The 14,931-nt window shown below is 56.3% G+C and carries 15 protein-coding genes; 7 read left to right on the plus strand and 8 right to left on the minus strand.

What is annotated here, in order from left to right; genetic code table 11:
- From cobT to ACK4S7_RS06630, 5 genes are all read left to right on the plus strand, one after another.
- Positions 1-1,797 (plus strand): cobaltochelatase subunit CobT (gene cobT, locus ACK4S7_RS06610; RefSeq protein WP_409645262.1); only part of this gene is annotated, 1,797 nt, incomplete at its 5' end.
- Positions 1,798-1,862: 65 nt separating this feature from the next.
- Positions 1,863-2,534, plus strand: a complete 672-nt coding sequence (locus ACK4S7_RS06615) for a nitroreductase (protein WP_409645263.1) — start codon at positions 1,863-1,865, stop codon at positions 2,532-2,534.
- 48 nt (positions 2,535-2,582) lie between these two features.
- The gene (gene cysS, locus ACK4S7_RS06620; protein WP_409645264.1) at positions 2,583-4,025 is read left to right on the plus strand and encodes a cysteine--tRNA ligase; all 1,443 of its coding nucleotides are present in this window, start codon (positions 2,583-2,585) and stop codon (positions 4,023-4,025) included.
- Positions 4,022-4,966 (plus strand): D-2-hydroxyacid dehydrogenase, encoded by a 945-nt coding sequence (locus tag ACK4S7_RS06625; protein ID WP_409645265.1) that lies wholly within the window; start codon positions 4,022-4,024, stop codon positions 4,964-4,966. Before cysS ends, ACK4S7_RS06625 begins: the two co-directional genes overlap by 4 nt.
- A gap of 2 nt (positions 4,967-4,968) precedes the next feature.
- Positions 4,969-5,370: a nuclear transport factor 2 family protein gene (locus ACK4S7_RS06630; RefSeq protein ID WP_409645267.1), complete on the plus strand. Its 402-nt coding sequence runs from the start codon at positions 4,969-4,971 to the stop codon at positions 5,368-5,370.
- Here the strand turns inward: ACK4S7_RS06630 and ACK4S7_RS06635 are convergent.
- The 8 genes from ACK4S7_RS06635 to hisB form a co-directional block, all read right to left on the minus strand.
- A complete protein-coding gene (locus ACK4S7_RS06635) occupies positions 5,367-5,954 on the minus strand; it encodes a rhomboid family intramembrane serine protease (RefSeq protein ID WP_409645268.1) in 588 nt (195 codons plus the stop codon). The two genes, ACK4S7_RS06630 and ACK4S7_RS06635, sit on opposite strands and share 4 nt — an antisense overlap.
- A gap of 89 nt (positions 5,955-6,043) precedes the next feature.
- Positions 6,044-7,813: a DUF1963 domain-containing protein gene (locus ACK4S7_RS06640; protein ID WP_409645269.1), complete on the minus strand. Its 1,770-nt coding sequence runs from the start codon at positions 7,811-7,813 to the stop codon at positions 6,044-6,046.
- Between the two features lie 74 nt (positions 7,814-7,887).
- Positions 7,888-9,543 carry a chaperonin GroEL gene (gene groL, locus ACK4S7_RS06645; protein ID WP_409645270.1) on the minus strand — a complete coding sequence of 552 codons (1,656 nt, stop codon included), beginning with the start codon at positions 9,541-9,543 and terminating at the stop codon, positions 7,888-7,890.
- A 95-nt stretch (positions 9,544-9,638) separates the two neighbouring features.
- Positions 9,639-9,926: a co-chaperone GroES gene (groES, locus tag ACK4S7_RS06650; RefSeq protein WP_409645271.1), complete on the minus strand. Its 288-nt coding sequence runs from the start codon at positions 9,924-9,926 to the stop codon at positions 9,639-9,641.
- Positions 9,927-10,091: 165 nt separating this feature from the next.
- The gene (gene hisF, locus ACK4S7_RS06655; protein WP_409645272.1) at positions 10,092-10,850 is read right to left on the minus strand and encodes an imidazole glycerol phosphate synthase subunit HisF; all 759 of its coding nucleotides are present in this window, start codon (positions 10,848-10,850) and stop codon (positions 10,092-10,094) included.
- Positions 10,851-11,022: 172 nt separating this feature from the next.
- The gene (hisA, locus tag ACK4S7_RS06660) at positions 11,023-11,751 is read right to left on the minus strand and encodes a 1-(5-phosphoribosyl)-5-[(5-phosphoribosylamino)methylideneamino]imidazole-4-carboxamide isomerase (RefSeq protein ID WP_409645273.1); all 729 of its coding nucleotides are present in this window, start codon (positions 11,749-11,751) and stop codon (positions 11,023-11,025) included.
- Positions 11,748-12,359 (minus strand): imidazole glycerol phosphate synthase subunit HisH, encoded by a 612-nt coding sequence (gene hisH, locus ACK4S7_RS06665; protein ID WP_409645275.1) that lies wholly within the window; start codon positions 12,357-12,359, stop codon positions 11,748-11,750. Before hisH ends, hisA begins: the two co-directional genes overlap by 4 nt.
- Before the next feature lie 3 nt (positions 12,360-12,362).
- Entirely contained in the window at positions 12,363-12,950 is a 588-nt protein-coding gene (hisB, locus tag ACK4S7_RS06670; RefSeq protein WP_409645276.1) for an imidazoleglycerol-phosphate dehydratase HisB, read from the minus strand.
- 93 nt (positions 12,951-13,043) lie between these two features.
- Between hisB and ACK4S7_RS06675 the strand changes: the two genes are divergently transcribed.
- Entirely contained in the window at positions 13,044-13,520 is a 477-nt protein-coding gene (locus tag ACK4S7_RS06675; protein WP_409645277.1) for an SspB family protein, read from the plus strand.
- A complete protein-coding gene (gene fumC / locus ACK4S7_RS06680) occupies positions 13,517-14,905 on the plus strand; it encodes a class II fumarate hydratase (RefSeq protein ID WP_409645278.1) in 1,389 nt (462 codons plus the stop codon). The genes ACK4S7_RS06675 and fumC overlap by 4 nt, the downstream gene beginning before the upstream one ends.
- Positions 14,906-14,931 lie beyond the last annotated feature (26 nt).

Genomic DNA, 14,931 nt, shown 5'->3' on the forward strand with positions numbered 1-14,931 from the left:
CTTGAGCAGTTCAAACAGGTCCTGACCGGCACTGCCCGCGCACTCGCGCAGGAGCCGGAGGTCGAACTGGCCTTTACCGCCGATGCGCCAAGCCAGGCTGGCAAGAATTTCAAGGTGCCAATGCCGGGGCGCTTGCTTCCGCCCGATCAGGTGGCCGAAGCGCGCGGATTTGCAGATAGCTTTGCGCTCAAGCTAAAACTGCACAATCCGGCGCGCCAAGCCGCACTGCGGCCTTCGGAAGTCATCGCTGGTGCAGCCTTTGACGCGGTGGAGAATGCACGCGTCGAAGCGCTGGGTTCGCGCAACATGGCGGGTATTGCCGCCAATTTGGGCCACGCGCTTGAGCTAAAAATGCGCACTGATCCGATCGCCCGCGCGCAAGCGCCGGACGAAGTGCCGATATCAACGGCATTGTCCCTGATCGTGCGTGAGCGGCTGACTGGCGCGTCAGTGCCCGCAGCAGCCGTCGCGGGTGTAGAAATGCTGCGCGGTTGGATCGAGGAGAACGCGGGGAGCGATCTTGATGCGCTTTCGCTCGCCCTTGATGACCAGACCGCATTTGCCGCGCTTACGCAGTCGATGCTGGAGCATCTGAACCTCACCGAAGGCGATGTCGACCCGTCCGACGCGGATGAAGGTGGCGACGATGCCGAAGACAGCGAAGATCAGGAAGGCGACAGCGAAGACGATGGCGAAGGCGAGGCAGGACAGGCCGATGCCCGTGCCGAGCCACAAGAGGGCGAAGGCGAGGAAACCGAAGCCGACTATGACGGCGAGGACATGGATGATCAGGACGGCGCTGACGGCGAAATGGGTGATGACGGCATGCAGCCCGTTACCCCGCAGCGCCGCAACTGGGATCATTTGCCGCAAAGCGACTATAAAATCTGGTCAACCAAATTTGACGAGACCATAACCGCGACAGAGCTTGCCGACGAAGAAGAACTTAACCGGCTGCGGGCCTATTTGGACCAGCAATTGTCGAATTTGCAATCGGTGGTGACAAAGCTTGCCAACCGCTTGCAACGCCGTTTGATGGCGCAGCAAAACCGCAGTTGGGACTTTGATCAGGAAGAAGGCATGCTTGATGCCGCGCGTCTTGCCCGTGTCGTGGTGTCACCCGGTAGCTCGCTGTCCTACAAAATCGAACGAGAAACTGACTTCCGCGATACCGTCGTGACCTTGCTGATCGACAATAGCGGCTCAATGCGCGGACGGCCGATCAGTATCGCCGCGATCAGCGCCGATATATTGGCGCGCACCTTGGAACGTTGCGGCGTGAAGACCGAGATATTGGGCTTTACCACGCGCGCGTGGAAAGGCGGACAGGCGCGTGAGGATTGGCTTGCTGCCGGACGTCCCGCAATGCCCGGTCGCCTCAATGACCTGCGGCACATCATCTACAAAAAGGCCGACGAGCCTTGGCGCCACGCCAAGCGTAACCTTGGCCTGATGATGCGCGAAGGTCTGCTTAAGGAAAACATTGATGGCGAGGCGTTGCTTTGGGCGCATAACCGCCTGATCTCGCGCGCAGAAGATCGCCGGATATTGATGGTCATTTCGGACGGTGCCCCAGTCGACGACAGCACCTTGTCCGTCAACCACGGCGGATATCTTGAGCAGCATTTGCGCAAGGTCATCGAAATGATCGAAACGCGCAGCCCGGTTCAGCTGGTTGCCATTGGCATCGGCCATGATGTCACGCGCTATTACAAGCGCGCGGTAACCATCATGGATGTCGAACAGCTCGGCGGAACGATGATTGAGCAACTCGCCGGATTGTTTGACGAGGAATAGGCTTGCCTTTCACACCCCGCATAATATGAGTTAATCGAACGATTAAATTTTGCGGGGCATTACATATGAACGTTACCGAAGCCGTCGCGTCACGGCGATCTGTCCGTCAGTTTCTCGACAAACCCGTTGACCGCGTGATCCTGGAACGCGTGCTGGCCAAGGCGCAGCGCTCGCCTTCGGGCGGGAACACGCAGCCTTGGAATGCCGTCGTACTGACTGGCCAGCCGCTCGCCGACCTGACCGCCAAGATCAAGGCAAAGGCCGCAACCGCTCCAATGGGTGAAGGCCATGAATATGACATCTACCCCAAGGGCCTTGAGGGCCGTTACGAAGATCAGCGCCGCGGCGTCGGCAAGGCGATGTTCGATGCCCTTGGGCTGGCGCGCGAAGATGGCGCTGGCCGCATTGCGCAGATGATGAAAAACTGGGACAGCTTCGGCGCGCCGGTCCAGTTGTTTACCTACACCCGTAAATATATGGGTCCGCCGCAATGGTCGGATATAGGCATGTGGCTGCAAACCGTAATGCTGTTGCTGCGTGAAGAAGGCCTCGACAGTTGCGCGCAGGAAATCTGGGCAATGTACGGCACCTATATGCGCGAATTATTGAACATCGACGACGACCATATTTTCTTCTGCGGCATGGCAATCGGCTATCGGGACCCCGATGCAGCTGTGAACAACTTCGCAGTCCCACGCGTGGAGATCGATCAAGCAATACGGTGGGACGGGTATTAGAAAACCGTAGAGTTGACGATTCCGGTTTGGCAACGCAAGGAACCATCCATGACCGAACTGCACCTTTTCAATAGCCTGACACGGCAAGTCGAAACCTTTACACCCGTCCATGAAGGCGAGGCGCGCGTCTATACCTGTGGGCCGACGGTCTACAATTACCCCCATATCGGCAACATGCGCGCTTATGTTTTTGCCGACACGCTTGGCCGTGTGCTGTCGTATAAGGGCTATAAGCTCACCCATGTGATCAACATCACCGATGTGGGCCATCTGACCGACGACGCCGATGCGGGCGAAGACAAAATGGAAAAAATGGCGGCGGAGAAGGCCCAATCCATCTGGGACATCGCGAAGCATTATACCCAAGCCTATTGGGACGATATCAAGGCGTTGAACATTCGCCAGCCAGCACATTGGTCGATCGCCACCGATTATGTTCCGCAGATGATCGCCTTTGCGCAAACAATCGCTGAAAAGCATTGTTACGAGCTCGAAAGCGGTCTGTACTTCGACACCTCGACCGTCGCCAATTACGGCGCTCTGGCCCGCGCCAAAACTGAGGATGGCGAAGGCCGCATTGAGGAGGTCGAAGGCAAACGCCACGCCGCTGACTTTGCGATTTGGCGCAAGACGCCTGCCGGCGAAACGCGGCAGATGGAATGGGACAGCCCCTGGGGCAAAGGCGCGCCGGGATGGCATCTCGAATGCTCGGTAATGTCAGAGGCGCTGCTTGGCCTGCCGTTCGACATCCACACCGGCGGGATTGATCATCGCGAGATCCACCACCCCAATGAAATTGCGCAAAATCAGGCGCGCTGCGGCAGCGACCACAGCGGCGCGCGTTTCTGGATGCACAACAACTTCCTGATCGAACGCAGCGGCAAGATGTCCAAATCTTCGGGCGAATTCCTGCGGGTGCAATTGCTCATCGACAAGGGCTTCCACCCCCTCGCCTACCGCCTGATGTGCCTGCAGGCGCATTACCGCAGCGAGCTGGAGTTTTCATGGGAAGGCCTGCAAGCGGCACTGGTGCGGTTGAAACGGATGGTGATGGGGGTAGCTGTGGTTAAGTCCCGTCATGCTGCATCTGACGACCGAAATACTGACGTGGCGCCTGCAATTTCGACGTCATTAAACGATTTCGAAGTAGCCCTTGCCGACGACCTGAATTCGGCGATTGCAATCACCACGCTTGAAACCCTCATTGGTCTTAAAAAGGTCAATGTTGAACACCAGCTATCAGCCATTACCGAAATGGATTCAGTCCTCGGCCTCAACATGATGACTCTCACCCGCGAAGACCTGCGTACCCGACCGAAATCCGCGATTATCACCAAAGACGAAATTGAAACCGCCCTCGCCGCGCGCAAGGAAGCCCGGGCAGCGAAGGACTTTGCCAGATCTGACCTGATCCGCGACGAACTCATCAACAAAGGCGTCGAAGTCATGGACGGCGACGCGCTCGAATGGGACTGGAAACTGGATATATGACCAAGACGAAACTTGTAATGGCTGGACTGGTCCGCCCTCTGATCGAGCCGCGCTTGCCTGACTGGGTGGACGCGCACTGGTACATGTCGAAGGACGAAGGGCTCGCGCTCGCGCCGCAGGCGGAGATTGGCTGGTTTGACATGTATGACAAAGGCGACATGGCAAAGATCATTGGCGCGGCCACCAACATGAAATGGCTGAACAGCATATACGCCGGTGTCGACGGCATGCCCCTTGCGCAGTTGAAGGCGCAAGGTTGCGTGGTCACCAATGGTGCTGGTATTAACGCCATTACCATCGCCGAATATGTGGTCATGGGCATGTTGACGGTCGCCAAGGGCTATCGCGAAGTTGTGCGCGCGCAGGAACGGCGCGAATGGCTTCAGGATTCGCCGGGCAAGATCGAACTGTTCGGCTCACAAGCGTTGCTGCTCGGCTATGGCGCTATTGGCAAGCTGATCGAAGAACGGCTTAAACCCTTTGGCGTTGATGTGACCGTTGTCCGGCGAACTGCAGGGCCAGATACACTCACCCCGGGTCAATGGCGCGCGCAACTTGGTGATTTTGACTGGGTCATCCTCGCCGTCCCTGCGACAGCAGAAACTGACGCTATGATCGGCGCGGACGAACTTGCCGCAATGAAATCAAGCGCCACGTTGATCAATATTGCGCGCGGGTCGGTGGTCGATCAGGATGCGCTTGTGAACGCATTGCAGACGAAGCAGATTGCGGCCGCTTTCCTTGATGTGACAACGCCCGAACCATTGCCGGCCGACCATCCGCTGTGGGCGCTTGATAACGCACATGTCACTATGCATTTATCCGGTCGTGCGCAGGACAAGATGCTAGTGCGCTCCGCCATGCGTTTTTTTGAAAATCTTGAACGTTATCGCAACGGAGAAGCGCTCGAACCGACGGTTAACCTCGATCTGGGATATTGAACATGCCGAACCCTGCTGAAATCTGGCACAAAGTCGCATTGTCGCGTGACCCCGCGACAATTGCCGCCATTTTGCACGATGACTGCGTGTTCGAAAGTCCGGTCGTTCATACACCGCAGGTCGGAAAGGCCATCACCGCCCAATATCTCGCCGCTGCGGGACATACGCTAGGCAACGCTGACTTTGCCTATGTGGGCGAATGGCACACTGTTCGCAAAGGCGAAATCAGCGCTATACTTGAGTTCCAGACCGTGATTGATGGTGTGTCGATCAACGGCGTCGACATGATCACCTGCGACAAGGATGGCCTGATCACCCATTTTAAGGTCATGGTCCGTCCTTTAAAGGCCATGAACATGCTGCACCAGAAAATGGGCGAGATGTTGGCTTCGATGAAAGCCTAAGACCAGAATTTCAGTTCATTTTGCCGCGCTGGTGCGACAATTTCAACGACAGGCTTTTTCGACAAGGTGAACGCGGCAAATACACCAGCGATTGCGCCGAACAAATGCGATTCAAAAGAGATATAGCCCGCTGTCGGCAGTACGCCGAACACCATGCCGCCGTAGAAAAACACAACGGCCAGAGCAATGGCGATATTGCGCGGGCTGCGGTCAAACCAGGCCAATGCAATGACGAGGCTCCATAACCCGAAGACCCAGCCACTTGCACCAATATGCGTCGCGTCGCGCGCAAACAGCCAGACCAATGTGCCGCCGAGCAATATGATAAGCGCGCTGGCCTTTACAAAATAGCGCAGACCCTGAAGCAATACCAACGACCCAAGCACGACGAAGGCCGCAAGATTGCTGCCAAGATGCCCGACATCGGTATGAAGCCACGGTGCGGTTGCAATGGAGTAAGCGGAGCTGATTTCGCGTGGCTCGATGCCGAATGTCGAGAGATAGCCGCCGCTGAAAAAGTTGACGACATGCACCGCCACCATCGCCGCGCTTAATCCCGCGATTGCCTTCCAGTGCTGGATCATCGTCATCTCCTTTGCCTTGACTGTATTATGTGTATAACACAATCAGGCAAAAAGAAAGGCGGTGAGTTTGGAGGTGGCAGCGGAGAAATCTAATGACCTTCAACATGAACTTCAGCCGCGCCGAAATCGCCGCGCTTTAGTGCATCGGCTGAAATAAAGACATAAAGACAACCGCAATCCCCCCATCCGAAATTCATCGCCCCGTCACCCGCCAGTTGGAGCAGAAGCACATGCTCTTGCGGGCCCGTTTCTGATGCGGACTGCACTCCGTCATGACATCCTCCCATACGATGAGGGCGTTGGTCCCCTTGATAACGCCATCCTGCTTCGAGCTTTGACAGTTCTGCTTTTGGCAAGACATCGCGCAACGCGTGATTGACATAATAGGAAGAGGCATATGCGGCTGCCTCTTGTTCCCAATAAGGTTCGACAATCTTGAGGATCGAGTGTTCTTCCCGCGTGACACTCTTGAAGCGTGGTTCCGGGCTCAATTGGTGTGAAATCTGATAGCGCCAGTTTGTAATACTGAGCTCATCGGATAGCTTCGCGACCATCGCCCAATCGTCGGCCGATACCGGACGGTCAAGGTCGCCAGTTAAATTTTCTGTTCGCAAGAGCTGGAGCGAGGAATGAGTGTCGGCGAGCCACTGGTCGTACAGTTTTTCTTCGCCTTCGATCCATGCTTGTATTTCCGGCGGCTTTGCGGATTTTCCAACATGTCCCTCGAATTGTCGCCGCTCATCGGCAATTTCCTGTAAATGCCGTTGAATGCTTGCGCATGTTTCCGCGACCGAGATATCGCTGGGTCGCTCTTCTCTTTCATTTTGCAATTCGATAAGTCGTTGCTTCATTCGGGTTTCCCAGCGGTGCCACTCCCGTAAAATGCGCGCTGCATCTCCCATTTCAAGATTGTCCGTTTGCGAACGATCACTCGAACGCCGCGCATCTCTTTTCTTCATTTCATCTTCAAGGAAAATGACTGCACATCGCAATCCAGTCAGTAAAACACGCCAGCTAAACGGACCCAGCTTTGGCTGATTACTCCAATCGCTTTCGACTGGCTGGCTAGGATAAAGTAGGTTTTGCAGATTTTCTGCGTTAGTGGAATTATCGGTAAATCTTTGGTCGTGGGGTATCGTGATCATATCGACCGGCCAGCGCGGAAATACGGTTTCTGTGTTTCCCCACCCTGCATATTTAGACATATAGGACGATATCGGACGTATGTCGGATGGTGGCGCATGCTCTTCGCTCGCGTCAATAATGTGAAGAACGCACCATGAATCGTCCTCTGGATGGTATCCGTTGATATTTGCGAACAACAATATCCAACCCACTCGCGGACCTAGCCCGCCCCACAGATCAGCTGGCAAGTCTGCGCAGCATATCTGAGCAATAAAATGAAGGGGAACCAAACCGTGGTCGGGATATACCGGGTCGATCCCTCTTGGCCAGGCGACATTTTTTGGCATACGCGGCAGACCTCCCAGCCAAGAACGCAAGGCATCTTCTTCGCGTGGCGGAATTTGACGGCGTAGCAGGACCGAGATAGATTCTGTCACCCGCAACGGTTGCGGTTGCAAAGCGCGGAGTTCCGCTTGCATCGCGGTATACGCTGCGGAATCTTGTTTTTCCCAAACGCCTATTTCTCCCGAATGGCCGTGACGACGCGCGATCTCGCGGATTTGACTTAGCCGCTTCTCGTCTTCTTTCGGAAATTGTCGACGCTTGGTGAAGTGCAGAAAGGCGAACCATAAAAAAATTGCAACGCACAATAAGGCAGCAAACGTTGGCAAGATTCCCAATTGAAGCACTCCATTACAAGACTTCGTCTTCTGACTATCGTTTGTAGCAAGCATTTGTTAAAAAACAAAAAGGCCGGAAGGTTTCCCCTCCGGCCCATTTTGTTTCAGCTTGAACTGAGGGTTTGGACTTAGAAGTCCATTCCACCCATGCCGCCCATGCCGCCCATGCCACCTGGCATGCCGCCAGCGCCACCGGCCTTGTCTTCTGGCGCGTCGGAGATCGCAGCTTCGGTGGTGATCAGCAGACCAGCAACCGATGCGGCATCTTGCAACGCGGTACGCACAACCTTGGTTGGGTCGATAACGCCCGAAGCCACGAGGTTTTCATACACATCGGTCGATGCGTTGAAGCCCATGGTTTCGTCGTTTTCGCGCAACAGGTTGCCCGAGACAACTGCGCCGTCATATCCCGCGTTAGCCGCGATCTGACGCAATGGAGCAACAATCGCCTTGCGGATGATGTCGATACCACGTGTCTGGTCGTCATTGACGCCCTTGAGGCCTTCAAGTGCCTTTGTTGCATAAAGAAGAGCAGTACCGCCGCCTGGGACGATGCCTTCTTCAACGGCTGCGCGGGTTGCGTGCAGCGCGTCGTCGACACGGTCCTTGCGTTCTTTCACTTCGACTTCGGTCGAACCACCGACCTTGATCACGGCAACACCGCCGGCGAGTTTCGCCAAACGCTCTTGCAGTTTTTCTTTGTCGTAATCCGACGTGGTGTTTTCGATCTGCGAACGGATCGCTTCTACGCGGCCCTTGATCGCATCGGTTTCGCCAGCACCGTCGACGATGATGGTGTTGTCCTTGTCGATGGTGACGCGCTTGGCTTGGCCGAGCATGCCCAAAGTCACGGTTTCGAGCTTGATACCCAGGTCTTCGCTGATCATTTCACCCTTGGTTAGGATCGCGATATCTTCCAGCATCGCCTTGCGACGATCGCCAAAGCCAGGAGCCTTAACCGCAGCAATCTTCAAGCCGCCACGCAGCTTGTTGACAACCAGAGTTGCAAGCGCTTCGCCTTCAACGTCTTCAGCGATGATGAGCAATGGACGACCCGACTGCACCACAGCTTCGAGGATTGGCAACATGGCTTGCAAGTTGCCGAGCTTCTTTTCGTGGATCAGGATGTACGGATTGTCCAACTCGACCGACATTTTTTCGGTGTTAGTGATGAAATATGGCGACAGGTAACCACGGTCAAACTGCATACCTTCGACAACTTCGAGTTCGCTTTCACGACCCTTGGCTTCTTCGACGGTAATTACGCCTTCCTTGCCGACCTTCTCCATGGCGTCAGCAATCATCTTACCGATTTCAGCTTCACCATTGGCAGAAATTGTGCCGACCTGAGCGATTTCCGAAGAACCCGCAACTGGCTTCGAACGCTTCACAAGGTCAGCAACAACAGCGTTTACCGCTGTGTCGATGCCGCGCTTCAGATCCATCGGGTTCATGCCCGCCGCAACCGACTTCATGCCTTCGCGAACAATCGCTTGAGCCAAAACCGTTGCAGTGGTCGTGCCGTCACCGGCAATGTCGTTAGTCTTCGAAGCAACTTCGCGGACCATTTGCGCGCCCATATTCTCGAACTTGTCTTTCAGTTCGATTTCCTTGGCGACGGTAACGCCGTCCTTGGTGATGCGTGGTGCGCCGAAGCTTTTGTCGATGACAACGTTGCGGCCCTTTGGACCCAAGGTAACTTTCACCGCATCAGCGAGGATGTCTACGCCGCGCAGGATGCGTTCACGCGCATCGCGGCCGAATTTCACGTCTTTAGCAGCCATGATATTTTTCCTTTATTATGTGCCCCAGCGAAGGCTGGGGTCCAGATTCTTATGTATGGACTGGATCCCGACCTAGGCCGGGAAGCATGTTCGTCTTAGGAAACGATTCCCAAAATGTCCGATTCCTTCATGATCAACAGGTCTTCACCGTCGATCTTGACTTCGGTGCCCGACCATTTGCCGAACAAAATCTTGTCACCAGCCTTTACGTCGAGCGGCGTCACGGTGCCGTCTTCAGTGCGAGTGCCTGTGCCCACGGAGACGACTTCGCCTTCCTGTGGCTTTTCCTGAGCTGTATCAGGGATGATGATCCCGCCAGCGGTTTTTGCTTCGGCTTCGACCCGACGGACGAGAACGCGATCATGCAATGGACGAAATGCCATGTTGAACTATCCTTTTTCTGTTTCGCCATCCCGCCACTCCTGCCTGAAGCAGGGGACGGCAATGAATACACGTTAGCACTCACACGAGGCGAGTGCTAACGGTGCCCAGATAGGGTGTTTTTGTGACAGGTCAAGGACAAGACAGCAGAATTTTTTGCAAAAATGTCAGGCGCGTGCTGGCAAGCCTGCAGCGCGTAGTGCTGCATGGGCATCCGCGATGCTATATTGGCCGAAGTGGAATATCGACGCCGCGAGCACCGCGCTGGCATGGCCTTCGCGCACACCAGCAACGAGATGGTCCAGATTGCCAACGCCGCCACTCGCTACGACAGGTATATTGACTGCATCGGCAATTGCGCGTGTAAGCTCAAGGTCATAGCCATCGCGCGTGCCGTCACGGTCCATGCTGGTCACCAGCAATTCGCCCGCCCCCAGTTCTGTGAGCCTAACGGCATGTTCCAGTGCGTCGATGCCGGTGGGATTACGTCCGCCATGGGTGAAGATTTCCCACTTGTTGCCAGTCCGACGCGCATCGACAGACGCCACGACGCATTGGCTGCCAAAACGCGCGGCTATATCAGCAACGACCTCGGGCCGCGCCACTGCCGCGCTGTTGACCGCAACCTTGTCCGCACCCGCCAATAACAACGCCCGCGCATCCTCCGCACTGCGTACGCCCCCGCCCACCGTCAGCGGCATGAAGCATACCTCTGCCGTGCGGCGGACGACATCGATGATAGTCCCGCGCCCCTCATGGCTCGCACCGATATCGAGAAAACAAAGCTCGTCTGCCCCCGCCGCGTCATAAGCCTGCGCTTGTTCAACCGGATCGCCGGCATCGCGAAGGTCGACGAAATTGACGCCCTTGACCACGCGGCCATTGGAAACATCCAGACAGGGGATCACGCGAACGCGGACTGTCATAATAATTCCTCCCCGGTACGGGGAGGTGGACCGCGACGCAAAGCGTCGGGGTGGAGGGGGGCGTAAGGAATGGGACGACGATATGAGGTTAGTAAGACCAAGCGAAACCCCTCCACCATCCTGCGGATGGTCCCCCTCCCCGTGCCGGGGAGGAATTGGGTAGTTCCCGAATTCATGCCCTATCAGCCACTTTAATCGCTGTCGCCAAATCCAACCGCCCATCATAAATCGCGCGACCAGTGATAACGCCCTCAATCCCGTCCTTTGCATGCAGCGCCAGCATGTGAATGTCGTCAATGCCCTTCACCCCGCCGCTGGCGATCACCGGTATGTTTACCTGCCGCGCCAAGTCCACAGTCGCCTCGATATTGCATCCCGTCAGCATCCCGTCGCGCCCTACATCTGTGAACAGGATCGACGCAACGCCAGCATCCTCGAACCGGCGCGCCAGATCAATCACCGGCATATCGGATTTTTCGGCCCAGCCCTCGGTCGCCACAAAGCCATCTCGTGCATCGACTGCGACAACAATGCCATTTTCAAACTCGCGTGCCATTTCCTTGACGAAAACCGGGTCTTTCAACGCCGCCGTACCAATTACCAGACGTGCGACGCCCATGTCGAACCACCGCTCTACGGTCTGTGCATTACGGATGCCGCCGCCAAGCTGAATATAACCTGGAAAATTCTCGATGATGCCCTCGACCGCTTCGGCATTTTCGGGGCGTCCCGCAAAGGCACCATCCAGATCGACAACGTGCAGAAACTCCGCGCCTTGTTCGGCAAACAGCATCGCCTGCGCGGCCGGGTCATCGGCGTAGACGGTGGCGCGGTTCATATCACCCTCGGCCAAGCGGACAACTTCGCCGCCTTTCAGATCAATTGCGGGGAAGACAATCACGGCATCCACTCCAAAAAGCGTTTGAGAAAATCGATGCCATAAGTCTGGCTTTTTTCGGGGTGGAATTGCACACCCATCACATTGTCGCGCCCAACCGCAGCAACTAGCGGACCGCCATGGTTTGTGGTGGCCAGCACATCGTCCGCGTCGCGCGCATCAAAGTGATAACCGTGCAGAAAATACGCCTCGCCTTGAGTGAGCAACGGCGCGCCTTCGCGGGGCATAACATCGTTCCAGCCCATATGCGGAATTTTCAGACCGGCGGCAGGGACGATCGCGCGCACCGTGCCGTTGATCCAGCCGAGACCCCGCGTACTGCCGTGCTCCACGCCTTCTTCGGCCAGCAATTGCATGCCGACGCAAATACCCAGAAACGGCCTGGCTTCCGCACGGACGCGCTGTTCCATTGCGGCGATCATACCGTCGATGGCAGACAAAGCCTCCATGCAATGGGCAAAGGCGCCGACGCCGGGCAACACAATCCTGTCCGCCTTGGCGACGATATCGGGATCGGATGTCACGTGCACATCAGCCGCACCCGCCGCCTTCAGCGCATTGTGCACCGAATGCAGATTACCCGCGCCATAATCAATCAGCGCGAGTGTCACGGCTCAAAGCGTCCCCTTGGTTGAAGGAATGGCGTCGGCCTTCCGCGGGTCAATTTCGACCGCCTGACGCAGTGCGCGGGCCAAAGCCTTGTAACAGCTCTCGACAATATGGTGATTGTTTGAACCGTATAGATTTTCGATGTGCAACGTAATGCCGGCACTTGTCGCAAAACTGTGGAACCAATGTTCAATCAGCTCTGTATCCCACTCGCCCAGACGCGGCATGCCAAGCGACACTTTCCACACAAAATAGGGCCGTCCGGAAATATCGAGGGAGCAGCGCGTCAGCGTCTCGTCCATCGGTGCATAGGCCGTACCGTAACGCGTGATCCCGCGCTTGTCGCCAAGTGCCTGCAACACTGCCTCGCCAATTGCGATGCCAGTGTCCTCGGTCGTGTGATGCTGGTCGATGTGCAGGTCGCCGATCGCCTTCACCTTCAAGTCGATTAGCGAATGGCGCGACAGTTGCTCAAGCATATGGTCCAGAAAACCGATGCCAGTCGACACTTCATACACACCACTACCGTCGAGGTTAACCTCGACATCAATGGACGTTTCGCTCGTCTTTCGACTGATGGACCCTGTACGCATGGCCGCCGATATAGTCACATGCGCGCATTTGGCAAGTTGGGTTGAGGCAACAAGCGTCTTGATTTCGCACGCTCATAAGTCCACCTAGAAGGGATGAGCGAAGAGCATGTTGAGAGCCTGATTCCTTATGACGACGTCGTGCAAGAGGCATTGCGTGCGGTGGTCGGCCGTGTGCTTGGCGACGTGGCACGTGACGGCCTTCCCGGTGACCATCATTTCTATATAACTTTCAAGACTCAAGCGCCGGGTGTTGCGATACCTCAGCATCTGCACGAACGCTTCCCTGACGAAATGACGATTGTGCTTCAGCACAAATATTGGGACCTGAAGGTTGAGGCCGAGCATTTTGAAGTAGGCCTGTCCTTCAGCCAGATCCCGTCGCATCTGTTCATCCCTTATTCGGCGATCACCGCGTTCGTAGACCCGGCCGTCGACTTTGCACTGCAATTTCATGTCGACGCCGGCGAAGGCACGCCCGAGCCGCATGAAGAGGCCGGGAACGATGGCCCGGCGGTCTCGGTCGAAGATGGTTCCAACGTTGTAAGCGTGGACTTCGGACGAAAGAAGTGACGGGGGAAACCCGCACGGAAACCGATAGCTTTGGGCCCATCGAAGTCCCAGCCGACGCCTATTGGGGCGCGCAGACCCAGCGAAGCATATCAAACTTTCCCTTCCCGGCGCACGAACGGATGCCGGTTGCTGTCATCCACGCGCTGGCGCTGGTCAAGCAGGCTGCATCGCGGGTCAACCGCCGGCACGGGCTTGACGCGAAGCTTGCGGATGCAATTGAGGCAGCGGCGGCCGAGGTAGTCTCAGGCAAATATGATGACCAGTTCCCGTTAACCATCTGGCAAACTGGCAGCGGCACGCAGTCGAATATGAACGTGAACGAAGTCATCGCCGGTGTCGCTAATGAGGTGCTGACCGGACAACGCGGCGGCAAGGCGCCCGTTCATCCCAATGATCACGTGAATATGAGCCAGTCATCAAACGACAGCTTTCCCACTGCCTTGCACATCGCCATTGCGCTTGCCGCAAGGGATCAGGCGTTGGGCGCGGTTCGCGCGTTATCTGGCGCATTCACCGTCAAGACCGAGGCGTGGAAGGATATCGTCAAGATTGGGCGGACACATTTGCAGGATGCCACGCCCGTGACATTGGGACAGGAAATGTCCGGCTATGTGCAGATGCTGGAGGACAGTGCGAACCGGATAGTGGGTATTTGGCCCCGTTTATCGCGCCTTGCCCAAGGCGGGACGGCGGTCGGCACGGGTCTTAATGCGCCAGCGGGGTTCGGTGAGGACTTCTGTCACGAGTTACAGGAAATAACCGGCGGCGTCCCGTGGATCAGCGCGCCCAACAAATTTGAAGCACTGGCATCACACGACACTTTGGTCGAACTGTCGGGAATCCTCAACGTGCTTGCTGTCTCCCTGACAAAGATCGCGAACGATATCCGTCTGCTTGGTTCCGGCCCGCGTTCGGGACTTGGCGAGCTTATGCTGCCCGAAAATGAACCGGGAAGCTCAATCATGCCCGGCAAGGTAAATCCGACGCAGTGCGAAATGCTGACAATGGTGGCGGCGCAAGTCATCGGCAATCATCAGGCCGTCACGGTAGGCGGCATGCAGGGGCATCTTGAACTCAATGTTTTCAAGCCGCTGATTGGCGCCAATGTCTTGCGCTCGATTGAACTGCTGAGCATTGGCATGAACAGCTTTTCCAAAAACTGTGTTGAAGGGTTGGAGCCAAACCGCCGACGCATCGCAGAACTGCTCGATCAAAGCCTCATGCTCGTCACGGCGCTTGCGCCCGTCATCGGCTATGACAATGCCGCCAACATCGCAAAACACGCCCATCGCCAAGGAACCACCTTGCGCGAAGCTGCGTTAGCATCCGGACTGGTTGACGAAGTGACGTTCGATACCCACGTCAGGGCTGAGAACATGGTTTAATTCATACGACCCCGTCATGTTGACGA

It is taken from the genome of Sphingorhabdus sp. (assembly GCF_046292425.1).
Classification (GTDB): Bacteria; Pseudomonadota; Alphaproteobacteria; order Sphingomonadales; family Sphingomonadaceae; genus Sphingorhabdus_B.